Origin of the sequence: Streptomyces sp. NPDC058701, from assembly GCF_042715295.1 — a bacterium.
Lineage (GTDB): Bacteria > Actinomycetota > Actinomycetes > Streptomycetales > Streptomycetaceae > Streptomyces.
Genome location: NZ_JBHXSY010000005.1, coordinates 175,898 through 199,833 on the forward strand (window position 1 = coordinate 175,898; position 23,936 = coordinate 199,833).

Consider the following 23,936-nt stretch of genomic DNA (forward strand, 5'->3'; position numbering starts at 1 on the left):
TTGTTTTTTGTGTCCTCTCGCGGGGGGGGCGGCGGCGCCGGCGGCTGCGGGGGCCCCGGCCCCCCCCCCTCCGGCGTACCCGGGCCCGGCTGCGGGCCCGGCGGACCGCCGCCGTCACCGCGGCGAGAGGTGTCCGCCGGGTGCTCCCTCCGACTCATGGGGCGGGAGGGGGAGGTGCAGCGCGACGGGCTGCGCCGGGCGAGTGAACCGGCACGAAAGGGGCATAACCTGGAGGGCGGGTCCTCGGGTCCTCGGGTCCTCGGGTCCTCGGGTCCCCGGGCGGCCGGCGACGCCGCCCGCCTGCTGCCGCACGGCCGCCTCCCCTCCGCTTCCGCTTCGGCCGCCACTGCCGGTGATCGTCCCTGATCGCCCGTGACCGGGGTCCGACCCTAGGATTGAAGGCATGAACCAGACAGGCCCCAGGGCAGAACTCGGCGACTTCCTGCGGTCCCGTCGCGGGCGGATCCGCCCCGAGGACGCGGGCCTGCGCTCCTTCGGGGGCCGCCGCCGGGTGCCGGGGCTGCGCCGGGAGGAACTCGCCCAGCTCGCGGGCGTGAGCGTGGACTACTACACGCGCTTCGAGCAGGGGCGCGCCGGCAACATCTCGGACACCGTGCTGGGCGCCGTCGCCTGCGCACTGCGCCTGGACGCCGCGGAGACCGCGCACCTGACCCGCCTGGTCCGCACGGCGGGAGGCAGGGACGGCACGGAGGCGCCGGCGGGGCCGGCGCCGGAGGAGCCGCAGGAGGTCCGGCCCGGGCTGCGCAGGCTCCTGGAGTCGATGCCCGAGACGCCCGCCGTCGTCGTCGGCCGCCGGACCGACATCCTCGCCTGGAACCCGCTCTTCGCCATCCTCGTCAAGGACTTCGGCGCGCTGCCGCCCGAGCGCCGCAACAAGGCCTGGCTGCTCTTCCTGGACCCCGAGGTGCGCGGCCGGTTCGTGAACTGGGAGCGCAAGGCGCGCGACCTCGTCGCGTACCTCCGCTTCGACCTCGGACGGCACCCGCACGACCCGCGGTTCGCGGCGCTCATCGCGGAACTGGGCGAGCGCAGCCCGGAGTTCTCCCGGCTGTGGCAGGAGCAGGAGGTCCGGGAGACGACCCACGGCGGCTACCATCTGCGCCACCCGCTGGTCGGCGAGTTCACCCTGGCCTACGAGAGCCTGAACCTCCCGGACGACCCCGACCAGAGCCTGATCACCTACACGGCGGAGGCCGGTTCGCCTTCCGAAGCGGCCCTGCGCATCCTCGCGCGCGCGGCGGCCGGCGCGTCCGCCGATTCCGCCGCGCCCGGCGCGGACCACCCCTCGGTGCGCAGCGACAGCCGTACGTAGGCACCGCCCCGCCCGCGCGCCCGCCCGCGCAGGCCGCAGGCGGGCGGGCGGGGCGGCGGTCACATGGTCAGGCGGCCGATGTCCTGCGGGTCCAGGCCGGTCAGCTGGACGATCCGCGGCGCCTGGATGCCGGCCGTCAGAGCCCGGTGGACGAGCCCCTCCCAGTCCTGGGTGGTGTCCCTGAACTGCAGGAGTTCGGTCTCCACGTCCGTGACGGCCTGGGGCGCGCACTCCTGCTCCACCCGCAGGGCCTCCTCCTCGCTCAGGGGCAGCGGCAGGCGCTCGGCGTCGGTCGGGACGAACGCCTCCGATCCGGCGGGGAGGATCCGGACCTGCTCGGAGGACGCGTCGACCCCGTGCGCCTGGAGCCAGCCCTGGACCGCCGGCGACTCGGCGCATTCCAGGGTGCCGACGGAGGCGAAGGCCGCCCCCCGTCGCGGATGCCGGTCGGGTAGGAGGAACAGGTATGCGTCATCGGCCATCGCGAAAGCCTTCCAAATCAGCCGTCAGAGGTGGCTGATGCTAGTGCCCGGGAGGAGGGGCGACCGCCACCGCCGGGCCGTGGCCGGACGGGGCGGGCGCGCGGGTCAGGTCAGGCGCTGCGTGGTGTTGATGGTCTTGCCACCGGAGTGGCTGCTGATGTCGATGCGTTCGGTGAGCCGCTGGACCAGCGGCCACCCGTAGCCGCCCGGATGGTCGGGGCTGCCGGTGCGGGGCACGGGGGTGCGGGGGTTCGCGTCGCTGACGGACAGGTGGAGGGCGCCGTCCGCGATCTCGGCGTGGAAGGCGGTGATGCCGCCGCCGTGGCGGATCGCGTTCGTGACGAGCTCCGACGTGACCAGCAGGGCGTCCGCGGCCGTGACGCCGTCCGGGTCGACACCCGCGCGGCGCAGCAGTTCGCCCACCGTCGCGCGGGCCGCGGCGGCCGTGACCGGACCGGCCGCCGTGACCGGTGGTGCCGCGGCGGTCGCCGGCGCGGCCGCGGACGGGCGGTCCCCGCCGCGGAGGGATCCGCGGGTGTCATCGGCTGCTGTGGGCGGGTTCATACCGTCATCGCCTGCCCCAGGTCGTGTGGTCCATGCCGCCGGGCACCGGTTCGGCCGGGAAGCGGGTCACCATGTCATCGCGTCCTCCAGGTTGTCCGCGATGTTGAACGCGGCTCCGGTTCCGGTGACGTCGAACAGGCGGCGGACCGCCACCTGCAGCGGGCCGGTCAGGACGAGCGCCGTTCCGTTCGCGGTGTGGGCCTGGTGGGCGTTGAGCAGGGCGTGAAGGACGGAGGAGTCGGCGAAGCGCGTGCGGGACAGGTCGACCAGCGTGCGCGGGGCCCCGCTCGCCGCGGCCTCGGTGAGGACCCGGGTGAGGAGGGGGGCGCTGTCCTGGTCGAGGTCGCCCCGCAGGCGGACGACGGTCGTGCCTTCGTACGTGGTCGTGGTGACCACCGGTTCGTCTCCGATCACCCCGACATCTTCCTACATCGCGGACCGGGAGCGGTCCGGCGGGGCGTTTCCCGGCAGGGGACCGAGCTGTCCGGCCGCCGGACGCACCGCCCGCGAAGGGCGTCAACGCGGTGGCGGCCCGGGCCGGGTGATGTCACCGCCGGATGCCGCGCCCCCCGTATCGCCCCTGGTCCCGGCCGTCCCCGAAGCCGTACCCGGAGGCCGGGTCCGCCTCCCGCAGGGCGGTCGCGTGCCTGCCCGCCCGGCCCGGTGCGGCGGTCCGTAAGGCCGACGGGCCGACGCGGTCGGCGGCTCGGCCGGAGACCCGGCCACACGGCCGGAGGAGGAGGCGGGCGCGGGCGGTGCGCGCGCGGTGCGGAACGGGGCGTTCAGGGGGGCTCGGTTGCGAGCGGGGCGCCCCGTGCGGGATGGTTGCCGCAGGGCAAGGATTTTTCCTTCGAGGCGATGAGGTGAGGGGTTCGCGCAGCGGGCCTTCGACGTTTGGTGAATTCCACCCGGGCAGTTCCCACCCCCGCCGCGGCGGGGAGTCCGTGGAGTGAGGCCCCGTACCCCGTCCTCGTGGCGGACGCCCAGGCTCTCCTGGTGTCCGCCAACGAGGCGGCCGGCCTGGTCTTCCCCGCTCTCCGCCCCGGTACGGAGATCGCGGGCGCGGTGCCCGCCTGGTTGTCCGCGGCGCACGCGCGGTGCCTCCGGACGCTCCCCGGTCAGCGGGAGGCGGCCGACGACGAGGACCGGACGGTGCGGGGGCCGGTCGGTGACCGGTCGTACGAGGCGCATCCGACGGTGCGGGGTGACGGGACGGTCGCGTGGTGGCTGGTGGACGACACCGACCACCGGCTGGCCCGGGACGCGTTGCGGATGGAGCGGGAGCGCACCGCGTTCCTGACCCGGGCGTCCAACCTGCTGCTCTCCTCGCTGAACCTGGACCCGTGCATGGACGTCACGGCACAGATGGCGGCCGAACACCTCGCCGACGCGGCCCTGGTCATCGCCCCCTCGCGCGGCAGCGAGCTCCCGGTCGTCACCTGTCTGCGCGGCGGGGCGCCCTCGCTGTCCCGCGTCGCCGTCGACCCCGGGGAGGTGCCGGGACTGGGCGAAGCCCTTCAGGGGTTCCCCCCGGTCCCGTCCCGATGGATCGATCCCGCCGCCGCTCCGGCCTGGCTGATCCCGGAGGGCTTCGGCCCGGTGGGGTCGATCGTCGTCACGCCGCTGCCCGGCCACGGCGTGCCCGCGGGCGCCCTGGTCCTGCTGCGCGCCGCCGGCGGGGAGGCGTTCACGCAGGCCGAGGAGGTCTTCGCCCGGCTCTTCGCGGCCCGCGCCGGTGCCGCGATGTCGGCCGCCCGCCTCTACGCCGAGCAGGCGGCCCTCACCGAGACGCTGATGCGCGAGCTGCTGCCCCCGGCGCTGCGGCAGGTGTCGGGGGTGGAGTACGCGGGCGGCTACCGGCCCTCGCAGGACCACGAGCGGATCGGCGGGGACTTCTACGACGTCCACCCGGCTTCCGTCGAGGGCGAAGCCTCCCTCGTCGTGCTCGGCGACGTCTGCGGCAAGGGCCTGGAGGCGGCGGTGATGACGGGGAAAATCCGCAACACCCTGCACGCCCTGCTGCCCATGGCCGACGACCACCAGCGGATCCTGAGCCTGCTCAACACCTCGCTCCTGAACACCCACAACGCCCGCTTCGCCACCATGGTCCTGGCCTCCGCGGCACGCGACGGCAACGGAGTACGGCTGCGGCTGACCAGCGCCGGCCACCCCGCCCCGCTGATCCTGCGCTCGGACGGCCGCGTCGAGGAGGCCCGGACCCAGGGCACCCTGGTGGGCGCGCTGCCCGACATCACCGCCGGCACGGTGGCGATGACGCTCGCGCCGGGCGAGAGCTGCGTCCTGTACACCGACGGGATCACCGAGGCGCGCGGCGGTCCGATGGGCGGGGCGATGTTCGGCGAGGACCGGCTGCGCCGGGCGCTGTCGGAGTGCGCCGGCATGCCCGCCGAAGCGGTCGTGGAGCGGGTGCAGATGCTCGCCTCCCAGTGGGTCGGCACCGGCCGCCACGACGACATGGCCGTCGTGGTGATCTCCGCCCCGCGCACCCACCACCTCAGTGCGGTGAACGGCCACACCCGGGGCAGGTTCACCGCGTGAGGGCGCGGAACACCACGGCCCCCGGCGCACGGGCGGTCATCGCCCGCCGGCGTCCTCACGGGGCGTCCCCGCCGGCGCTCCCGCCCGCGCTGGCGCTGCTGGGCCGCGGGCTGGCGGACTTCCCCCGCGCCGCCGGCATGCTCCGATCCGGCTCCGCCCGCCTGACCAGTGCACCCCTCACCGCCGCAGGAATCCCCGAATGACCAGCTTGCCCCCGAGTCCGCTCCGCCTGACGTACCTCGACACGCAGGACACCGTGCACGTCGAGCTGCGCGGCGACCTCGACCACCACTGCGCCGACGTCCTCCTGGACGCCGTCACGCGGATCCTGGCCGAGCGGACCCGACTGCGCGACCTGCGCCTGCACTGCGCGGGTCTGACCGCCGTCGACTCCACCGGGCTGTCGACGCTGCTGATGATCCGCCGGTGCACGGGCGCGGCGGGCGTGGGCCTGCACCTCGACGAGCGGACCGCGCGACTGGACCGGCTCCTGAGGCTCACCGGTACGCTGGACCACCTCATCGGGCCCGTGGCAGGGGGCCGGTCCGGCGCCCGTGCGACGGACGGATCGCCCGCCGCGTCGCGGAAGTCCACACCGGCCCGCTCCGGCTGTCCGGACACCGGCGCCTGACACCGGCGACGCGCCCCGCGCCGTCGGCTCGGCCGCCGGCCCGGAGGGAGCGCAGACGCCGGTAGCGGCCCCCGGGGCGCACGGGACCGACTCGATGACGTCCGGGAGCCGTCTCGCGCCGGCCACCGGGCTCGCCGCGCCGCGCCTCGGCATCGCGGCGGCCGCGGTGCCCCGGCAGGACGACCCCGCCGTCTGACGCCGGTTCGGGGCGCGGGCGACCGCCCCGGCGGGTTGTCCGCAGGGAGGCCCCGGCACCGTCCAGGACCGGGCTTCGCGCCCCTCCGGGCCCCGCGAGCCGCGGCCCGCCGTCCGCCCGCGGCGGGCCGCGGACCCTCGAAGACGGGATCTCGACCTGTCTGCCGCGTGTCGAACTGCGTTCGTGATCGTTTCTTCACCCGTAACCCTGCATCTGCTGCGGAATCGGGAGGACGCGGTGACCGCTTGGCAGTACCTCGCCGGGGCCGGCCTGGTGGCGGCCCTCTGCCCGCTGCACGGCCACGTGGCGGTCGCGGGCGACGGTCACGGCCGGGGCGCCCGCGTCGACCTGTGCGTGCCCGCGGGCACGCCGGAACGCCCGGAGCGGCCCGCGCACACCGGCCGGCCCACCGTGCGTCCCCCGGGGGCCCGGCCCTCCGCCACGCCCCCGGTACGGGCCGCCGTGCCCGGCGCCGGCCGGCCGACCGTGCACCACCCGGGGCGGGCCGACCTCCCCGCGGCGCCGCCGGTGCCACCGGACGCGCCGGACGCGCAGAGCCCACCGGAGCCGTATCCGAAGGCCGCGGCCGCGGATGCGAAGCCGCCGGAACCCGCACCGGGCGCCGCGCCCGTGTCCGCGCCGGTCCCGGCGGTGGCATCCGCTCCGCTCCGGCCGGGCGCCGTCGCACGGGTGAGCGCCTTCCGGGTGCGCCCGTACCGCTCGGTGGCCCTGGAGCGGCGCGGTCCGGGCGGCCTGTCCCCGCTGATGCTCATGGTCGTCGTGACGACCCCGGCGGTCCTCGCGGCCGCCGCCCTGCGGCCGCGGTCGAAGGGCCGCGGCTGATCCGCCGCGGCCGGCCCTCCGCCGCCGACCCGTCCGCCGATCCGCTGAACCACCGATCCACACCGGGAGAATCCACGTGTCCGAATGGCTGGTCCTGGCCATCGCCATGGCGCTCGTCTGCGCCGTCGTCCTCACCATCACCACGATCCGGCACCGCCGGGCCGCCGATGACGAGGACACCAGCGAGACCCCCGACGTCATCGAGTACATGACGATGATGGTGGGCGTGGTCTACGCGATCGTGCTCGGCCTCGCCATCGCGGGCGTCTGGGAGGCGCGCGGCGCCGCCGAGGACAGCGTCCGCCGCGAGGCCCAGTCGCTGTACGAGGTGACCCAGCGCGCCGACGTGTACCCGGCGCCGGTGCGCGACCGGATCCGCGGCGAGGTGGACGCGTACGTCTCCCACACCGTCGCGGTGGACTGGCCGCTGCTGGCGTCGGGCGAGGGCGCCTCCACGGAGGGCGCCCGGCTGCTCGGCAAGCTGCGCAGCGACCTGACCCACCAGAGCCCGGCCACCGAACTCCAGGCGCAGGCCTACCAGCCGCTGCTGGACCACATCGCCGCCGCCGACGACGCCCGGCACTCGCGGGCCCAGAGCGACGAGTCCACGCTCCCGGGCGTGGTGTGGTTCGGGCTGCTGGTCGGAGGCGTGGTCACGGTGGGGCTGATCTTCACGCTGCAGATCCGCCGCTCGGGGCGGGAACTGCTGCTGGCCGGGCTCTTCAGCGCCCTGATCGTGTTCCTGCTGTTCATGGTGTGGAGCTTCGACGCCCCCTACGGCCGGGACGGGATCGACTCCGCCGGGCCCTTCCAGGAGCTGTTCCCGACGCTGGCGGTGGCCGCGGCCCGCTGAGCCGGTACGGGCTGAACCGCTGCCCGCCGGAGTACCCGGAGTACCCGGTGCGCCCCGCCGGCCCGGGTCGCCCCCGTCAGCCGGGTCCGGCGGCGGGCTGCGCCGTCCGCTGCCGGACCGCCTGGACCACCGGCGAGTGCCGCAGGGCGTGGGAGATCCGCAGCAGGTCGCGCGGCCCGTCGGAGGTGTCGAGCACCGTCTCCTCGCCGGCTCCGGTGACCACGTTGCCCTCGGGGTCGGCGGACCGGGCCCGGACGGCCGCGGTGACCATGGCGGCGTCGGCGACCGCGCGGGCGGTCTCCTCGTCGGCGCCGTTCGCGGCGGCGCGCTCGTAGGCGTCGTCGCGCAGGTCCCGGTCGAAGTACGGACCCAGGTTCAGGAAGCCGTCGTGGATGTCCGACTCGCGCTGGATCACGCGCAGTTCGGCCGCCGCCCACCACGACATCCGGACGGAGGGGGTGCCGTCGGGTGCGGAGATCTGCACCTCGTGCCAGAGGGCGCCGAGCCTGCGGTACGTCGTCCAGGTCTCCCAGTTGTCCGACATCCGCTGGCAGACCAGCGGGACGACGAAGCCCAGCGCGCTGATCAGCGCGCCGATGGCGGCGAGCGGCGGGGCGACGTAGGTGCTCAGGTCGTCGAGGTCGTGGCCGAGCCAGCGGGCGACGACCGCCGACATCTTCGTGGCGTCGTAGGTGAGGTTGAAGACGTAGCCGGACACGATGATCACCAGGCCGACCCGCAGCCAGCCGCGCACCTGGAGCGACCAGCGCCAGCACATGGCCACCATCACGACCGCGGCGACGTGGTGCGCCAACAGGTACAGCGCGATCATCTGCCGCATGTACGGGGTGTTGGCGTAGTACGTGTCGAAGTCCCGCAGCCGCTCGACCGGGGCGTCCCCGAGGGCGAACAGCAAGATCAGGGCCACGACGACGGTGCTGTAGCCGATGATCCAGCGCCGCGAGACCCGCCGGGTGCGCTCGGGCGGCCCGCCCCGCCAGTTGACGACCAGGACCAGGCAGGAGGCGCTGAAGGCGGTGATCAGGCAGTACACGAGCGGGGCCGAGACGTTGGTGATCCCGGTCCAGCGGTTGACCGCCTCGATGGTCGGCGGGGCGGCGAAGGTGAAGACCGCGCCGGCGAGGGTCAGCAGGGCACAGACCGAACGCAGGAGCGGGTCGCGCCAGTTGTGCCGCAGAGCGGGCAGTTTGAAGGCGAGTGCGATCGCCATCGCGGCTGCCGGTATGTAGTAGTCCTGGCCGTTCAACGGTCGTTCCTGTGCCCCCGGTATCCGAGCGAGGCCTCGATGCGGCCCGCCAACTGGTCACGCTGTGCCGGGGCCCGATGGCCCGCCGAACCGGCCAGCCAGGTCCGGCACCTGCTGCCCAACAGTAAGCCGAAGGTCTCCGCCTCGGTCTCCTCCTGGACATCGGCGCGCGTACGCGCCGCGACGCGGCGAACGGTTTCGCCGATGTCCGCCTCGTCGGACAGCAGCCGGGCGGCGACGGCGGCGCCGTCGACGTGGTGGCTGCAATGGCCGGCCTTCATGTGCCACAGCTCGTGGCCCAGGATGACCAGCTGGTGGTCGGGGGCGGTGCGTTCCTCGATGACCACGAGATCGCGGTCCGCCATGTCGAGCCACAGGCCGCTGGCCGTCCCCGGCGGGAACGAGGCCATCCGGAAGTCCACCCGGCGGCCGCGGTGTTTGCTCATGCCCTCGCAGAGGGCGGCGTAGAGGTCCACGGGTTCCACGGGGGCGGTGAGCCGGATGCCGGCCACCAGCTCCCCGCACAGCCGCCGCTGCTCTCTGCCTATGCTCACCGTTCTCCCCGTCGGCGCGGATCCGGATCAGGACTCAAGGATCAGACCCAGACTTTCGACTGGGTCACGATTCATTCGGTTTGACGCTTTCGAGGAGCATGTCCAGCCATTCGGTCACCTTGTCCCGGTGCTTGTCGCTGGGCAGTTGGGCGGCGCGCCAGGCGATGCCCCGCACGCCGTGGTTCTGGAGGAGTCTTGCCAGCGGATCGCCTGCCGAAGCGGCCGCGGCGGGTGATGTTTCCCGCGCGCGCCCCGCGAAGTCCTGGAGCAGCTGCTGTTCGGTGCGCTGGAGGGCATCGGTGAGGGCGTCCGCGTCGTGCGCGGTGAGGAATCCGGCGTGCACCCCGAAGAAGCGCTGGATCGCGTCGCAGTGCTCCATCGTGGGGCGGCGGTCGCCGTTGATCAGGGCGCCGGCCTGCTGCCGGGACATGCCGGCGCCGTCGGCGATCTCCTGCTGGGTGTAGCGGCGGCCGTTGGGTTTGACCCGGGTGCGCCGCAGGAGGTCGAGGCGCTGGAGGAAGCGGGTCTGCAGGTCGGGTTCGCCGGCGGGCCTGCCGTCGAGCAGGGTCCGGATCACGTCGGCCGGTACGCCGGACGCTTCGGAGAGCCGGCGCAGGTCGAATACCTGGTTCGCGTCGCGGCCCATTTTGCCCGCGAGTTCGGCAACGCGTGTGACGGTGGCGGCCAGGGGTGCGTGGGCCACCGCGACGGGAGCCGGGAAGCCGTCTGTCACCAGTGGTTCTCCTAGATCGCGGAAGTCGGTTCGGGCACATGGTCGGCTTCTGGAATCTATCCGTTCTCGCCCCGAAGGGCTAGAACGTGCCACAGCTGTGGCGGGAATGAGCTGTCGCAAGGCTGGAATTGCCACGATAGTTGACACTCGAATGAAGTCGGTAGCAGGATCGCCACACGGAAATGAAGATCCAGACCGTGAGGAGGGGGAGCTCTCGGTGCTACATCTCGCAGCGGTGGGCCCGTCCGATGGCCTCGCCCGAGCCGGTGAGGAGCGCCTGGCGGGCGAGGAGTCCGCACGCGGCGCCGTGCGGTCGGAGCGACGCAAGGAGATTTTGCGCCAGCGCCGCGAGGAACTGGGCCTGAGCCAGGAGGAGCTCGCCGCACGCCTGCGCATCAGCGTCCGTGCGTACGGGAACTGGGAGCGCGGGCTGGTCAAGGAGTGGACGGACCGCAAACTGCTCGCCCTGGCAGAGGCGTTGGAGATGAGCGAGCGGCAGTGCTTCTGGCTCTTCCGCGTCATGGTCGACCGCGACCCGCCGCCCACGTGGCGCGCCGCGGAGGAGAACCGGCTCCCCGAGGATCCGGCGCAGCGCGACTACCTGTGCGACTACGCCGCACTCATGGAGTCCGTGCCCTACCCCAGCTTCCTGGTGGACCACCGCTGGGACGTCGCGCTCACCAACTCGGCCTTCGACCAGCTGTTCCAGACCGTCCGGCCGCACCCGACGGCGCTGCCGGACGACAACTTCCTGCGCTTCGTGCTGTTCCACCCGGACGCCGCCGGCGTCCTGGAGGACCACGAACCGGCCTGGTGCGTGCCGCTGTTGGCCCGGTTCGCGACCGCGCTCGCCGCGGCGCCGGAGGACGAGGGGCTGCGCAGGATCCGTCAGGAAGTGGCCCGCGACCCGTTCATGGAGGCCGCCTACCGGTACGGCGTCCCGCACTGGCTGAGCACGCACGGAGCGGACGCCGCCGAACAGGACGGGGCGGTGCGCACCGTGCGCCACCCCGATCCCCGCCGGGGTCTCGTCCGCTGCCGGATGGTGGCCGAAACGAGCCGGATGCTCGACGCGATGGGGCTGACCCGGATCACCCTGATCCTGTCCGCCCCGCAGGGCGCGCCGGCCGGTCCGGTCCGAGGCAGCGGGCCCGCGCAGCAGCAGCAGGGCGCGCGCCTGCGCGCCGTGCCGTCGCTCGGGCAGTAGCCAACCCGGGCAGACTGGTGTCCCCGCGGCGCGTCCGCGCGGCGGGGATGCCACGGATCGTGGCACCGGCCGCTCCCCGGTCGGCGCGCGGTCCGGCCACGGTGAAGGGCGGTTCGGACGTGCGGCTGACGATCCTCGGAGGAGGCGGGTTCCGGGTACCGCTCGTCTACGGCGCCCTGCTCGGCGACCACGCGGAGGGCCGGGTCACCCGCGTGACGCTCTACGACGACGACCCCGGGCGGCTCACCGCCATGTCCCGCGTCCTCGCCGACCAGGCCGCGGCCGCCGGAGTGCCGGACGCCCCGGCCGTCACCGCCACCCGCGACCTCGACGAGGCCCTGCGCGGCGCCGACTTCGTCTTCTCCGCCATCCGCGTCGGAGGCCTGGAGGGACGCGCCGCGGACGAGCGGATCGCCCTGGCCGAGGGAGTGCTGGGCCAGGAGACGGTGGGCGCGGGCGGGATCGCGTACGGCCTGCGGACCGTGCCGGTGGCCCGCAGGATCGCCCGCAGGATCGCCCGCGTCGCCCCCGAGGCGTGGGTCATCAACTTCACGAACCCGGCGGGGCTGGTCACCGAGGCGATGGCCGAGGAGCTCGGCGAGCGGGTCATCGGCATCTGCGACTCGCCCGTGGGCCTCGGCCGCCGGCTCGCCCGGCTGCTGGGCGCCGACCCGCAGGAGGCCTGGATCGACTACGTCGGCCTCAACCACCTCGGCTGGGTGCGCGGGCTGCGGGTCGCCGGACGCGACGAGCTGCCGCGGCTGCTGGCCGACACCGGGGCGCTGGAGTCCTTCGAGGAGGGCCGGCTCTTCGGCGCCGAGTGGCTGCGCTCCCTCGGCGCCGTCCCCAACGAGTACCTGCACTACTACTACTTCAACCGTGACACCGTACGGGCCTACCAGGAGGCCGAACGGACCCGCGGCGCCTTCCTGCGCGACCAGCAGCACGGCTTCTACGCCGAGGCGGGCCGGACCGGTCAGCCCGCCGGAACGGCGCTCGCCGCCTGGGACCGCACCAGGGCCGAGCGCGAGGCCACGTACATGGCCGAGAACCGCGAGGCGGCCGGCGCCGGCGGGCGCGACGAGCGCGACCTGGAGTCCGGCGGCTACGAGAAGGTCGCCCTCGCCCTGATGCGGGCCATCGCCCGCGACGAGCGCGCCACGCTCATCCTCAACGTCCGCAACGGCTCCACGCTGCCCGTCCTGGACGCCGAGGCCGTCATCGAGGTGCCCTGCCTGGTCGACGCGAACGGCGCCCACCCGGTCGGCGTCACCCCGCTGCCACTCCACGCGGTCGGCCTGGTGACCGCGGTCAAGGCCGTCGAGCGGGAGGTCCTCGCGGCCGCGGCGAGCGGTTCGCGGGCGGCCGCCGTGAAGGCCTTCGCCCTGCACCCCCTCGTGGACTCCGTCGGGGTGGCCCGGCGGCTCCTGGACGGGTACGCCGCCGTCCATCCGGGCCTGGCCTACCTGCGCTGAGGCCCGCCGCGCGGGGCCCGGCACGGGACGCCGCCGCATCTCACCCGTACGGCGGCTTGCCGCATGCGGGGTCCCGGGGGCGCTGTGAGAGTGCGAGAGTGACCACTGCCCCCGCCGAAGCCGCGGCGCCACCCGTGCTGGACCGGAGGCGGCGCAACGTCATCTTCGGCACGATCATGCTCGGTGTGCTGCTGGCGGCCCTCGACCAGACGATCGTCGGCACCGCCCTGCCCACGATCGTGGCGGACCTCGGCGGCGCGGCCCACATGTCGTGGGTGGTGACCGCCTACCTCCTCGCGGAGACCGTCGCGACGGTGCTGGTCGGCAAGTTCGGCGACCTCTTCGGCCGGAAACTGATCTTCCAGGTCTCCGCGGTCATCTTCATCACCGGGTCCTTCCTGTGCGGGTTCGCGAGCAACATGACCCTGCTCATCCTGTGGCGGGGCGTGCAGGGCATCGGCGCCGGCGGGCTGATGGTGACGTCCATGGCGCTGATCGCCGACGTGGTCCCGCTGCGCGAACGCGGCAAGTACCAGGGCGCGATCGGCGCCGTCTTCGGCGTCGCGACCGTGATCGGACCGCTCCTCGGCGGGCTGTTCACCGACCACCTCAGCTGGCGCTGGTGCTTCTACGTCAACGTCCCGATCGCGATCCTCGTCGTGGTGGCGGCCGCCAAGACCATCCCGTCGGTGCGCGCGGCCGGCCGGCCGGTGATCGACTACCTGGGCATCGCGCTCGTCGCGATCGGCTCCAGCGCCCTGATCCTCGCCACCAGCTGGGGCGGGAACGAGTACGCCTGGGGCTCACCCGTCATCATCGGGCTGTTCGCGGGCGGCGCCCTCGCCCTCGCCCTGTTCTGCCTGGTCGAGACCCGCGCGGCCGAACCGATGCTGCCGATGCGGCTGTTCCGCAACCCCGTCTTCTCGGTCTGCTCGGTGCTCAGCTTCGTCGTCGGCTTCGCGATGCTGGGCGCGATGACCTTCCTCCCCACGTACCTCCAGTACGTGGACGGCGACTCGGCCACCGTCTCCGGCGTACGGACCCTGCCCCTGGTCATCGGCCTGCTGATCGCGTCCGTCTTCAGCGGCAACGTCGTGAGCAAGACCGGCCGGTACCGCGTCTTCCCGATCGTGGGCAGCCTGGTCATGGGCGCCGGCCTCTACCTGCTGTCCCTGATGGGCCCGCAGACCGGCATCTGGCTGGAATCGACGTACATGTTCGTCCTCGGCGTCGGCATCGGCCTGTCGATGCAGGTCCTCACCATCGCCGTGCAGAACACCGTCGACTACGCCGACCTCGGCACCGCCACCTCAGGCGTCACCTTCTTCCGCACCCTCGGCAGCGCCTTCGGGACCGCCGTGTTCGGCACGATCTACGCCAACACCCTGGAACCCGCGCTGGAGAAGGCCGTCGCGGAGGCGGCCCGCACCACCGGGACCGACCCCGCGCGGCTCGGCGCCGCCGCGCAGAGCCCGGAAGGCGTGCACGGCCTCGACCCGGAGGCGGCCGCACCGGTCATCGGCGCGTACGCGGAGTCCCTGCAGACGGTGTTCCTGTGGACGGTGCCGGTGGCGGCGGTCGGGTTCGTCGTGGCCCTCTTCCTCAAGCAGGTGCACCTGCGCGACAGCGCCCGGGCCGGATCCACCGACATGGGCGACGGTTTCGCCTCGCCCGCCACGGCCTCCGGGGACTCCGCGAAGCTGCTGGAGCTGGCGGTCGGCAAGCTCGTACGAACCATGGGGCCGGACACGGCGCGCGGGATCGTGCACGCCTCCGACACCCGGCTCGACATGGCGGGCGCGTGGGCGGTCATGCAGGTCGACCTGATGACCCGGACGGTCGGGTACGCCAGCCTCGGACTGATGGCGGGCCGTCGGTCGCTGCCCCCGGAGGTGCTGCTCCCGGTCTTCGACCGGATGACCGAGGAGGGCTTCCTCAGCCGGGAGGGATCCTTCTTCACGCTCACCCCGGCCGGCGGGCGCGAGGCCGACGTCATCTCCGCGGCGTGGGCGGCCTGGCTCGGCGACCAGCTGGAGAAGGACCGGGGACGGCCGCGGAGCGCGGAGCTGCGGGTGGCGGCGGACGCGATCGCGAAGCGGCTGCTGGCCGAGGACCTGGGGGACGGGAACTTCGCGCCGAGGGCGGCGCTGCGGGGGTAGCGGCGGGCGGGGCCAGGTGCTCAAAACTCAGGGCTCAAGGCTCAAGGCTCAAGGCCCGGGGCCCGGGGCCCGGGGATTCGGGGCCGGGGCCGGGCCCCTGGTCCTGCCGGGCCCCTGGTCCTGCCGGGCCCCTGGTTCAGGCCTGGCCCGGGGTCTGCGCCCGAAGCGGATAGTCGTACGCGGGTACGGACGACGGCCCCGTCAGCTCCGGCCGCCAGGTGCGCAGGACGGCCGCCGACGGGGCGTAGAGAGCGGTCGGGATCTCGGCGGGCGCGAACCACCGCCAACGGACGATCTTGTCGGGCTCGGTGACGGCCGGGACGCCCCGAGCCGTCGTGGTGACGGCGGCGGCCGTCAGCCGGGTCGTGCCGGTCGCGTCGTCGATCCGGACCGCGAGCACGCGCACCCCCTCGGGGGCCACGCGCAGGTCCGTCTCCTCGGCCAGCTCCCGGGCGGCGGCCTGCTCGAAGCCCTCCCCGGGGTCGACCTTGCCGCCCGGCAGCTCCCAGCGTCCGTCGTGCGCCTGGCCGAGCAGCACCCGGCCGTCCGCGGCGATCACGACCAGCCCGACGCCGACGACGGCGTTGGGCCGCGGGGCGGCGCGCTCGGGGCGTGCGGGATGCTCGTCGGCGGTGCTCATGGGCGTCCTTCCGTCGGGGTGGTGGGCCTGGCCCCGACGTGCATCCGCCCGCCCTGCGGACCGAACGGGCTCAGCAACTCGGCGGGCTGCGGACCCGTCGAGCGCCACGCGTCCGCCCGCGCGAGCGGGAGCGGCAGGTCCAGGGTGGGCCGTCGTCCGCCGGACTGCAGCCGGGAGAGCGTGGAGAGGGCCCGCGAGCTCCCGGTCCTGCTCTTCGGTGGCCATGGTTCCATTTGCCGCATCGGCAACATCATTTGTCAAGTGGGCGCGTGTCGGCGCAGTCTCACGGCATGGACGAAGAACACGTCGAGCCGAAGGACCGGGCCCCCGGCACCGGGCAGTCCCGGCAGCCCGATCAGCCCGATCAGCCCGATCAGCCCGGACCGTACGAGCAGACTGACCGGATCGAGCAGTACGAAGTGATCGTCGTGGGCGGTGGGACCGCCGGCCTCGCCGGGGCGCTCACGCTCGTCCGCGCGCGCCGCTCGGTGCTGGTCCTCGACTCGGGCAGCCCCCGCAACCAGCGCGCCGCCCACCTGCACGGTTACCTCGGGCACGACGGTGCGAGCCCCGCCGGGCTGCTCGCCCGGGGGAGGGCGGAGGTGACCGGCTACGGCGGCCGGATCCGTTCGGCCACGGCCGTCGCGGCCGACCGCCTGCCCGACGGGGGCTTCCTGGTCCGCTGTGGGGACGGCTCCACGGTCCGCGCCGGGAGGCTGCTGGTCGCCACCGGCCTGGCGGACGAGCTTCCGGCCGTACCGGGCCTCGGGGCGCGCTGGGGGCGGGACGTGCTGCACTGCCCGTACTGCCACGGCTGGGAGTTCCGGGACGAGGCGCTCGCGGTGCTGGCGGACGGGCCGTCGGCGGTACACCAGGCGCTGCTCTGGCGGCAGTGGAGCGAACGGATCACCCTGCTCGCGCACACCGGCGCGCCGACCGCCGAGGACCGGGAACTGCTGGCCGCACGGGGCGTCGAAATCGTCGAAGGCGAGGTGACCGGAGTCGTCGTCGACGACGACCGGCTGGCCGGCGTGACGCTGGCCGGCGGGGGCTCGGTCGCGTGCCGCGCGCTCGTGGTGGCACCGCGGTTCGCCGTGCGGTCCGGTGTCCTGAGCAGCCTGGGGCTGGCCGCGCACCCGGTGGCGCGCGACGGGCGGGTGATCGGAACCGCTGTCGACTCCGATCCGGCCACGGGGGCCACTGCCCTGGCGGGGGTATGGCTGGCGGGCAACGTCGCCGCTCCGATGGAGAAGCTCGCGGGAGCGGCCGCCCAGGGCGTGCGCGCGGCGGTGGCCATCAACACCGACCTGGTCGAGGCGCAGACCCGCCGGGCGCTGGAGGGGCGCCGGGCTGTGAAGGCCGGCCGGGCGGGCGGAGACGGGTAGGCAGCCGGAGTCCGGCGGCCCCGGACCGGGGCGGACGTACGAACCGACGTCGGACCACCGTGACGGGTTCCAGCCACCTTCGGCTCGCGCAGGCTCTGGCGGTGTGCCCGATCGGCGCCGCACGCAACGTCCTGGGGAACGAACTGCCCGACGTGTCCTCGGAGATGCTCCGGCTCGGGGCCCGCGAGCGCCACGAGCCGAACTGGTTCGAGGAGCGTCCGCCCACGCGCCGGCTGGTTGAGGCTGAGACCGCTGCTGTATCAACGCTGTGGGACAACAGGGCGGCTGATCCTGTGCTCTCCATGACCGCCGAGCAGTTCACGAAGCGTACGAGGCCCCGGTCGGCGTGCTCGTGAATGATCGCCTCCTCGTCGTCGCCGAGTTGCCGGTCCGCGCATCCCCGGAACAACCTGCCCGGAGGCCGCGACCAACGCGTGGCAGGCGCTGATCAGCTCCAGGAACTCCACCGAGCGCTCGATCCGCCCCACCGCCGGCGCGAGCGGACGCGTGCGCTCGAAGGCCTCGCGGCCTGCCGGTCCCGCTCGACCTGACCATGATCGACCTGGCGACGGGCGGTGTCGTCCGACACCGCCCGTAAGGCGAAGTCCGGCCGCAGCGCCGATCCGTGTACCCGGGGGCACCGCTCACCGCCTGCACAGCGCGTCCGCCATCTCCCGCGCCCGCCGCGCCGGCTGGGGCCCGGCCGGCGAGCCAGCCACCGCCGTCGCGCCCGCGAAGAGGATCGGCAACCGATCCGCCAGCTCCGCGGAGCGGCCGCCCGGCTCCACGACCTCAGGCAGTAGGTCCTGGCCTTGTCGTCGTTTTCAGGGTCGTCCATGGGGCGTATGCGTAAGGCGAGTCCCCGCCGAGAAGAACAGCTTTCGGCCGTGTGACGGATAAGCGGAACGATCCATCGGGACAAGCGCAGGGCCCCGCGGAAAAGTCTCTGGCCGAAAAATCTATGCCCCCCATCGGGTTACCTATTTGCCCACCCCCAGTTTTTCGATCTAGCTTCGAGGAGCGGAACAGCCGGAGCCGACGGGACCTTGTGGTCCGGTCGCCTAATCACGGCCGAGGCTGCCGGGTCGGTCCGTTCAACCACCCGAATCCGGTATTCCGCATGCCATTTCCAGCGAGAAACGGGAGAGGTGTCATCAGCGTGCCCAGTACCCAGACCGCGACAGCGGCGGACCGGACGGCTCTGTCCGGCAAGCCTCCCGCCCCGGCCGCCGTGGGCCTCGGTGGCAGCCGCCACCGCCGCGGCGGTGGCGGGGCTGGTCGCCCTGGTCGGCCTCGGATTCCTCATGGGACAGGCCCTGCTCATACCGCCCCTCGCGGCGAGCGCTGCCCTCGTCTACGGCGCACCCGCCCTGCCGCCGGCACAGCCGCGCAGCGTGATCGGCGGTCAGCTGTTGTCCGCCTGCGTGGGGTTCGCCGTACACGCGGTCGCCGGGAGCTCGCTCTGGGCGGCGGCCGTCGTCGGCGGCCTCGCCCTCGGTGCCGTGATCGCCGCCCGAACCCCACACTCTCCGGCGGCGGCGACCGCCGTGATCGTGGCACTCACGGGGCCGGACGTCTTCCTCCACCTGCCGCTGCTCGCCCTCGCGTCGGCCCTGTTGGTCCTCGTGGGCGTCCTCGCCGCACGGCTGCGCCCGGGGCCCGCGTACCCCGCCTACTGGTGGTAGCAGGCACCTCCCGGTCCCGTCCCACCGCTTCCCTTCCCATCCCCTTACAACCAGTCAAGAGGTAGTCGACGATGTCCCTTCGTATCGCAGACGTCGAGATCCCGGACAGCCGGCTCGCCAAGGAGGCCACCGAGCTGATCCGTGAGGCGACCGACGACCTGATCTACCACCACTCGCGGCGCGTCTTCCTCTGGGGCTCCCTCCAGGGACGCAACCGCAACCTCGCCTTCGACGCCGAGCTGCTCTACGTCGGCGCCATGTTCCACGACCTCGGCCTGACCGAGCCCTACCGCGACAACGACCAGCGCTTCGAGATCGACGGAGCCGACGAGGCGCGCACGTTCCTCCTGGCCAACGGCATCGAGGAGGACCGGGCCCGGGTGGTGTGGGAGGCGATCGCCCTGCACACCACCCCGAGATCCCCACCCGGATGGCCCCCGAGATCGCCCTGGTCACCGCCGGAGTCGAACTCGACGTACTGGGCATCGGCTACCACGACGTGACCGACGAGGTCCGTGCCGCGGTCGTGGCGGAGCACCCCCGCCCCGACTTCAAGCGGAACATCGTCCAGGCGTTCAACGACGGCATCACCCGCCGCCCGGCCACCACCTTCGGCAACATCAAGGCCGATGTGCTGGAGCGCCTCACCGAGGGCTACGTCCGCCCCAACTTCGTGGACATCATCGAGAAATCCCCCTGGGCGAACTGAAGCCCGGAGCCCGGAGCCCGAAGCCCGAAGCCTTAGCGAGCGAAGCCGCCGAAAGGCCCGTAGGCCCCGCATGAATTCCGCATGACATCCGTACCTACTCTCCCCAAGGGATGTACGAGAACCATGGCAACTCGCCACGCCACTCTTTCCCGCAGAACGGGCTGGGGCGTCTCCTCGGCCATCGCGGCCGCCCTGCTCGCCACCACCCTCACCTCACCGTCCTACGCGGGCCCACCCGACGCCTCCTTCGACGGCCGCGGCGGCGACAACGCGGTCCTGATATGGAACCGGCAGATCGCCACCGCCCTGAACGTGAACAACCAGGGCTCGCCGCACCCCACTCCGCCCCCGGTCGGCGCCCGCACCTTCGCCGTCGTCCACACCGCGATCTTCGACACGTGGGCCGCCTACGACCACCGGGCCGTGGGCACCCAGCGCGGTGGGGAACTGCGCCGCCCCCGGGCGGAGCGCACCGAGGCCAACAAGCGCAAGGCGGTCAGCTTCGCCGCCCACCGCGCGCTGAGCGACCTCTTCCCCCTCCAGCACGCCTCGTTCGACGAGCAGCTGCGTGCCCAGGGCTACGACCCGACGGAGGCCAAGTCCCGCGCCCCGAAGCCGGGTTCGCCCGCTTCCGTGGCGGCCACGGCGACCGACGCGCTCCTCACGGTGCGCCACGAGGACGGATCCCGGCAGCAGGCGGAACCGGCGTACGCCACCCCCGAGGGTTACTACGAGCCGGTCAACCCGCCGCAGGACGTCAACACCTTCGACAAGGCGGCCCTGGTCGCTCCGGACCGCTGGGCCCCCCTGACGGTCGGCGGCTCGACCCACACGTTCATCACTCCGCAGTTCGCGACGGTCAAGCCGTTCGCGATCGAGGACCCGGCCGCGTATATCCCGCCCGCGCCCCCCAAGTACGGCACCCCCGAGGCGAACGCGGCCATCGACGCGCAGATCCAGCGCAACGCGAACCTCACCGAACGCCAGAAGGCCATCGCCGAGCACTGGCAGTACCGGGGCAGCAGCTCCTCCTCGATACCGCAGGAGTGGGCGGCCTTCGTCTCCAAGCGCGACCGCCACTCCCTCGACGAGGACGTGAAGATGTACTTCGCGCTGAACCTCGCGCAGGGCGACGAGGGGGTCGTCGACTGGAAGACCAAGGTCGACTACGACTACGCCCGCCCGATCACGATGATCCGCTACGCCAAGGCCGGCGAGCAGATCCGGGGCTACGCCGGCCCCGGCAAGGGAACCCAGACCATCGACGGCTCCCAGTGGCGCCCCTACCTGAACACGCCCGCCTTCGCCGCGTACGGATCGGGCCACAGCGGTTTCACCGCCGCCGGAGCCGAGACCCTGAAGCAGTTCACCGGCTCCGACCGCTACGGCGCCACCGGGACGATCAAGGCCGGCAGCTCCAAGATCGAGACGGCGGCTCCCGCCCAGGACGTCGGCCTGAAGTGGAACACCTTCAGCGAGGCCGCGCAGGAGGTCGGCGAGTCCCGCCTGTGGGGCGGCGTGCACTGGGAGTTCGACCACACCGTGGCCGACGAACAGGGCCGCGAGCTGGCCCGCGACGTCTGGGCCAAGACCCAGCACTACATCAACGGAACGCACCAGGAGACAGCCGGTGGCTGAGATCGAGTACATCAAGAACGTGTTCCGCAGCGGGTTCGAGCTGCAGGACATCGAATGGTCCACCTGGGCCGAGCCCGGCCGGGCCGGAGTCGAGCACCATGTCCTGTGGGCCCCCGACGCGGAAACCGGTGAGGACTCCGTGGGCCTGATCCTGCGCTTCCCGCCGACCGCCCACGGCGACTTCCACGAGCACACCGGATACGAGCTGATGCTCGTCCTGGACGGTCAGCTCGACCACAGCGACGGCACCTCCTTCGTCAAGGGCGACCTCGTCGTGGAAGGCCCCGGCACCGAGCACCAGATGTCGAGCGCTTCGGGCTGCACGGTCCTGGCGATCCGCACCCGCCCGGCCGAGGCCCGCGCGCCGAAGAAGCCCATCCGCGAGGTCGTCTCCGTCGCGTCCTGACCCCGTACGCACCGCCTGAGGAACGGCGTGCTCCGGGCGTCCTACCGCCCGGGGCACGCCCCATCGACCGGACACGGCATCACGGCTTCCCTGGGAAGTGACACACATGACTCTGGACGGGCCCGCACAGGATGCCGCCACCACCACCACAGGGCGGAAGAGACGCGTTCTGGTCTCCAGCACCTCATCGGACTCCCACACGTGGAACCTCGTCTTCCTGCAGATCCTGCTGGAGGAGACGGGCCACGACGTGGCCAACGTCGGCGCCTGCGTGCCTGACGAGCTGCTCATCGCGGAATGTGAACGCGTCCAGCCGGACGTGGCCGTCATCAGCAGCGTCAACGGCCACGGATTCCTCGACGGCAGGCGCCCGATCTCCCGCCTGCGCGGCACCGATTCGGTGTCCCGGCTGCCCGTCGTGACCGGCGGCAAACTCGCCACGCGCGGAAGCGAGGGCGAAGGCTTCGGCGCCGCGCTGATGGACGCCGGATTCGACGCGGTCTTCGAGGACGGCGAGGGCATCGGCGGCTTCCGCGACTACCTCGCCACGACCGGGGCGCCCGCGGCCCTGGAGCCCGTGGCGTGAGCACCGTCCCTCCCACGGAACCGCCCGCCTTCCCGCGGGTACGGTTCGGCTCCGCGATCCGGACCGCCGCGCGGCAGGGCCGTCTCGTCGTCCAGCCCCGCATGGGCATGCCGACCGTGGCCGAGATGCGCCGGGGCCTCGTCGCCGAGTCCTGTCCTCGCCGCAGGCCGGCCCCTGCGACATCCTCGACGCCCTGCGCACACGCGGCGTCACCACCTTTTGCGCACCGCCCACCGTCTGGCGCGGAATGGTGGCCGCGGGCCTGGGGCAGCGGCCGCAGGCCCTGCGCGAGGCCACCTCGGCGGGGGAGCCGCTGGAGGCCGCGCTGATGGACCGGGTCGAGTCCTCCTGGGGCGTCCTGCTGCGCGACGGCTACGGGCAGACGGAGACGACCTGCCAGATCGGCAATCCCCCCGGGTGCAGGCCCCGCCCGGGAAGCATGGGGCGGCCGATGCCCGGCTACGAGGTCATCGTCGCCCAGTCGGGCAGCGGCACCCCGGCCCCGCCCGGCGTACCGGGCGAACTCTGCCTGGACCTCGCCAACCGGCCGGCCTGCTCAGCGGCTACCTCGGCGACGGGGCCGAGACCGCAGCGGTCTTCGCCGGAGGCCGCTACCACACGGGCGACCTCGTGACCCAGGACGAGACCGGCGCCCTGTGCTACGCGGGCCGCAGCGACGACATGTTCCAGTCGTTCGACCACCGCATCGCCCCGCTGGAGCTGGAGGCGGTCCTGTTGCGCCATCCGGCGGTCAAGCAGGCCGCCGTCGTGCCGGTCCCCGACCCCATCGGCATGTGGATCCCCAAGGCCTTCATCACCACGGCCCCCGGCCGGGAAGCGACGCGGGCGACCGCCCTGCAACTGCTGAGCCACGCCGAGCGCGACCTCCCCGAGGAGAAGTCGATCCGCGTCATCGAATTCGCCGAGGAACTCCCCATGACCGCCTCCGGGAAGATCCAGCGCAGCGCGCTGCGCGCGGCGCGGACCCTGGGCGGTGAGGAATTCCGTCCCGCGTGACGGAATAACCGCCGGTTACCGGCGGTTGGGTGCAGAGAGCATGGAACACGCCGCAGGGCGCGCCATGCGTAAGGGCCGACCGGGGGGTGGCCTTCTATGCAACTGCTGTGGCTCCAAACCTTCATGGCCGTTTACCACACGGGGTCGTTCACCAAGGCGGCCCGCCAGCTGGGGATCACCCAGCCCACCGTGACCCAGCAGGTCCGTGGACTGGAGTTGGAATTCGGCCTTCCGCTCTTCGAGCGCAACCCGCGAGGGGTCGTGCCCACACCCAGCGCGACCGTCCTCGCCAAGGACGTACAGGACTCACTGAAGAATCTGAGCATCGCCATCGGCCGCCACTTCGGCGACGGGGAGGAGAACCGCCCGTTACGGATCGGAGCGACACCGGAACTGGCCGCCGCCCGGCTCATGCCGGCGTTATCCCGGCTCGTCATGGGCGGAATGGACATCAAGACGTCGGTCGGAGTCAGCTACGAACTCCTCGACCGCCTCTCCGAGGGCTTCCTCGACCTGGTCGTCTCCACGATCCGGCCGCGCAGACGCGGTCTGGAGGCGACGCCCCTGGCCGACGAGGAACTCATCCTCGCCGCCTCGCCCTCGATGGCACAGGAGATGTTCCCGCACGGGGTGACCGAGGAGGACGTGGACCTCGTCGCCAAGGCCCCGCTCATCGCGTACGCCGAAACGCTTCCGCTGATCCGGCAGTACTGGAAGGACGTCTTCGACGCCACGCCGACGACCGCTCCCAGCGTCGTCGTACCGGACCTGCGCGCCGTCATGTCCGCGGTCATCTCTTCGGCGGGCATTTCCGTCCTGCCCCGCTGTCTGTGCTCCGCCGCCCTCTCCTCGGGAGCCCTGGTCACCCTCATGGAACCGGAACTCCCCCCCATCAACACCCTCTACCTGGTGGTCCAGTCCGGAACCCTGGCCGACTACCGCCTCTCCCAGGTCCACAGCCGGCTCCTCCGCAGCGCCCAGGTGTGGGCCTGAGCGGCCGCGTCCCCCGCCCGG

The 23,936-nt window shown here is 73.1% G+C and carries 26 protein-coding genes and 1 pseudogene; 19 read left to right on the top strand and 8 right to left on the bottom strand.

Annotated features, from left to right (window positions below; all coding sequences use genetic code 11):
* Positions 1-403: 403 nt before the first annotated feature.
* Entirely contained in the window at positions 404-1,333 is a 930-nt protein-coding gene (locus tag ACFWW8_RS07160; RefSeq protein WP_386524757.1) for a helix-turn-helix transcriptional regulator, read from the top strand.
* Between the two features lie 59 nt (positions 1,334-1,392).
* Here ACFWW8_RS07160 and ACFWW8_RS07165 read toward each other — a convergent pair whose 3' ends face one another.
* The 3 genes from ACFWW8_RS07165 to ACFWW8_RS07175 all read right to left on the bottom strand — a co-directional run bounded on the left by ACFWW8_RS07165 (position 1,393) and on the right by ACFWW8_RS07175 (position 2,793).
* The gene (locus ACFWW8_RS07165; RefSeq protein ID WP_386524759.1) at positions 1,393-1,815 is read right to left on the bottom strand and encodes a DUF6003 family protein; all 423 of its coding nucleotides are present in this window, start codon (positions 1,813-1,815) and stop codon (positions 1,393-1,395) included.
* Between the two features lie 105 nt (positions 1,816-1,920).
* On the bottom strand, positions 1,921-2,379 hold the full coding sequence (locus ACFWW8_RS07170; protein ID WP_386524762.1) for an ATP-binding protein: 459 nt from the start codon (positions 2,377-2,379) through the stop codon (positions 1,921-1,923).
* 66 nt (positions 2,380-2,445) lie between these two features.
* Positions 2,446-2,793 carry an STAS domain-containing protein gene (locus ACFWW8_RS07175; protein WP_386524764.1) on the bottom strand — a complete coding sequence of 116 codons (348 nt, stop codon included), beginning with the start codon at positions 2,791-2,793 and terminating at the stop codon, positions 2,446-2,448.
* A 558-nt stretch (positions 2,794-3,351) separates the two neighbouring features.
* Here ACFWW8_RS07175 and ACFWW8_RS07180 point away from each other — a divergent pair.
* The 5 genes from ACFWW8_RS07180 (at position 3,352) to ACFWW8_RS07200 (ending at position 7,461) form a co-directional block, all read left to right on the top strand.
* Positions 3,352-4,938 carry a PP2C family protein-serine/threonine phosphatase gene (locus ACFWW8_RS07180; protein WP_386524765.1) on the top strand — a complete coding sequence of 529 codons (1,587 nt, stop codon included), beginning with the start codon at positions 3,352-3,354 and terminating at the stop codon, positions 4,936-4,938.
* Positions 4,935-5,141 (top strand): hypothetical protein, encoded by a 207-nt coding sequence (locus ACFWW8_RS07185; RefSeq protein WP_386524768.1) that lies wholly within the window; start codon positions 4,935-4,937, stop codon positions 5,139-5,141. Before ACFWW8_RS07180 ends, ACFWW8_RS07185 begins: the two co-directional genes overlap by 4 nt.
* Entirely contained in the window at positions 5,138-5,569 is a 432-nt protein-coding gene (locus ACFWW8_RS07190) for an STAS domain-containing protein (protein WP_386524771.1), read from the top strand. The genes ACFWW8_RS07185 and ACFWW8_RS07190 overlap by 4 nt, the downstream gene beginning before the upstream one ends.
* Before the next feature lie 433 nt (positions 5,570-6,002).
* On the top strand, positions 6,003-6,608 hold the full coding sequence (locus tag ACFWW8_RS07195; protein ID WP_386524774.1) for a hypothetical protein: 606 nt from the start codon (positions 6,003-6,005) through the stop codon (positions 6,606-6,608).
* Between the two features lie 76 nt (positions 6,609-6,684).
* Entirely contained in the window at positions 6,685-7,461 is a 777-nt protein-coding gene (locus ACFWW8_RS07200; RefSeq protein WP_386524776.1) for a hypothetical protein, read from the top strand.
* Between the two features lie 76 nt (positions 7,462-7,537).
* Here the strand turns inward: ACFWW8_RS07200 and ACFWW8_RS07205 are convergent, their stop codons facing one another.
* The 3 genes from ACFWW8_RS07205 to ACFWW8_RS07215 form a co-directional block, all read right to left on the bottom strand.
* Entirely contained in the window at positions 7,538-8,728 is a 1,191-nt protein-coding gene (locus ACFWW8_RS07205; RefSeq protein ID WP_386524779.1) for an MAB_1171c family putative transporter, read from the bottom strand.
* On the bottom strand, positions 8,725-9,282 hold the full coding sequence (locus ACFWW8_RS07210) for a toxin-antitoxin system, toxin component (protein ID WP_386524782.1): 558 nt from the start codon (positions 9,280-9,282) through the stop codon (positions 8,725-8,727). Before ACFWW8_RS07210 ends, ACFWW8_RS07205 begins: the two co-directional genes overlap by 4 nt.
* Before the next feature lie 64 nt (positions 9,283-9,346).
* Positions 9,347-10,015, bottom strand: coding sequence for a helix-turn-helix domain-containing protein (locus tag ACFWW8_RS07215; RefSeq protein ID WP_386524785.1), 669 nt, complete (start codon positions 10,013-10,015; stop codon positions 9,347-9,349).
* Between the two features lie 217 nt (positions 10,016-10,232).
* Here ACFWW8_RS07215 and ACFWW8_RS07220 point away from each other — a divergent pair, with 217 nt between their 5' ends.
* The 3 genes from ACFWW8_RS07220 to ACFWW8_RS07230 all read left to right on the top strand — a co-directional run bounded on the left by ACFWW8_RS07220 (position 10,233) and on the right by ACFWW8_RS07230 (position 14,856).
* The gene (locus ACFWW8_RS07220) at positions 10,233-11,222 is read left to right on the top strand and encodes a helix-turn-helix domain-containing protein (RefSeq protein ID WP_386524788.1); all 990 of its coding nucleotides are present in this window, start codon (positions 10,233-10,235) and stop codon (positions 11,220-11,222) included.
* Between the two features lie 119 nt (positions 11,223-11,341).
* Positions 11,342-12,697 (top strand): 6-phospho-beta-glucosidase, encoded by a 1,356-nt coding sequence (locus ACFWW8_RS07225; protein ID WP_386525103.1) that lies wholly within the window; start codon positions 11,342-11,344, stop codon positions 12,695-12,697.
* Positions 12,698-12,873: 176 nt separating this feature from the next.
* Positions 12,874-14,856, top strand: a complete 1,983-nt coding sequence (locus tag ACFWW8_RS07230; RefSeq protein ID WP_386525106.1) for an MDR family MFS transporter — start codon at positions 12,874-12,876, stop codon at positions 14,854-14,856.
* 136 nt (positions 14,857-14,992) lie between these two features.
* Here the strand turns inward: ACFWW8_RS07230 and ACFWW8_RS07235 are convergent, their stop codons facing one another.
* Complete coding sequence (locus ACFWW8_RS07235; protein WP_386524791.1) at positions 14,993-15,496, bottom strand: NUDIX hydrolase; 504 nt, start codon at positions 15,494-15,496, stop codon at positions 14,993-14,995.
* A 290-nt stretch (positions 15,497-15,786) separates the two neighbouring features.
* On the opposite strand from ACFWW8_RS07235, the gene ACFWW8_RS07240 reads away from it, so the two are divergent.
* Both ACFWW8_RS07240 and ACFWW8_RS07245 read left to right on the top strand, forming a co-directional pair.
* Positions 15,787-16,881: an NAD(P)/FAD-dependent oxidoreductase gene (locus ACFWW8_RS07240; protein WP_386524794.1), complete on the top strand. Its 1,095-nt coding sequence runs from the start codon at positions 15,787-15,789 to the stop codon at positions 16,879-16,881.
* A 59-nt stretch (positions 16,882-16,940) separates the two neighbouring features.
* A complete protein-coding gene (locus ACFWW8_RS07245) occupies positions 16,941-17,237 on the top strand; it encodes a hypothetical protein (RefSeq protein WP_386525134.1) in 297 nt (98 codons plus the stop codon).
* Here ACFWW8_RS07245 and ACFWW8_RS07250 read toward each other — a convergent pair.
* Positions 17,142-17,522, bottom strand: a complete 381-nt coding sequence (locus ACFWW8_RS07250) for a DUF6192 family protein (protein ID WP_386524797.1) — start codon at positions 17,520-17,522, stop codon at positions 17,142-17,144. The genes ACFWW8_RS07245 and ACFWW8_RS07250 overlap by 96 nt on opposite strands.
* 600 nt (positions 17,523-18,122) lie before the next feature.
* On the opposite strand from ACFWW8_RS07250, the gene ACFWW8_RS07255 reads away from it, so the two are divergent.
* The 8 genes and pseudogenes from ACFWW8_RS07255 to ACFWW8_RS07290 all read left to right on the top strand — a co-directional run bounded on the left by ACFWW8_RS07255 (position 18,123) and on the right by ACFWW8_RS07290 (position 23,915).
* Positions 18,123-18,566 carry an HPP family protein gene (locus tag ACFWW8_RS07255; protein ID WP_386524800.1) on the top strand — a complete coding sequence of 148 codons (444 nt, stop codon included), beginning with the start codon at positions 18,123-18,125 and terminating at the stop codon, positions 18,564-18,566.
* Positions 18,567-18,637: 71 nt separating this feature from the next.
* A pseudogene (locus ACFWW8_RS07260) lies at positions 18,638-19,275 on the top strand (HD domain-containing protein).
* A gap of 123 nt (positions 19,276-19,398) precedes the next feature.
* Positions 19,399-20,913 carry a vanadium-dependent haloperoxidase gene (locus tag ACFWW8_RS07265; protein WP_386524802.1) on the top strand — a complete coding sequence of 505 codons (1,515 nt, stop codon included), beginning with the start codon at positions 19,399-19,401 and terminating at the stop codon, positions 20,911-20,913.
* Positions 20,906-21,319, top strand: coding sequence for a cupin domain-containing protein (locus tag ACFWW8_RS07270; protein ID WP_386524805.1), 414 nt, complete (start codon positions 20,906-20,908; stop codon positions 21,317-21,319). The genes ACFWW8_RS07265 and ACFWW8_RS07270 overlap by 8 nt, the downstream gene beginning before the upstream one ends.
* A gap of 106 nt (positions 21,320-21,425) precedes the next feature.
* Positions 21,426-21,905, top strand: a complete 480-nt coding sequence (locus ACFWW8_RS07275; protein WP_386524808.1) for a cobalamin B12-binding domain-containing protein — start codon at positions 21,426-21,428, stop codon at positions 21,903-21,905.
* 181 nt (positions 21,906-22,086) lie between these two features.
* On the top strand, positions 22,087-22,539 hold the full coding sequence (locus tag ACFWW8_RS07280) for an AMP-binding protein (RefSeq protein ID WP_386525109.1): 453 nt from the start codon (positions 22,087-22,089) through the stop codon (positions 22,537-22,539).
* Positions 22,536-22,922, top strand: a complete 387-nt coding sequence (locus tag ACFWW8_RS07285; RefSeq protein ID WP_386524810.1) for a hypothetical protein — start codon at positions 22,536-22,538, stop codon at positions 22,920-22,922. The genes ACFWW8_RS07280 and ACFWW8_RS07285 overlap by 4 nt, the downstream gene beginning before the upstream one ends.
* Positions 22,923-23,018: 96 nt before the next feature.
* Positions 23,019-23,915 (top strand): LysR family transcriptional regulator, encoded by an 897-nt coding sequence (locus ACFWW8_RS07290; protein ID WP_386524812.1) that lies wholly within the window; start codon positions 23,019-23,021, stop codon positions 23,913-23,915.
* Positions 23,916-23,936: the final 21 nt, after the last annotated feature.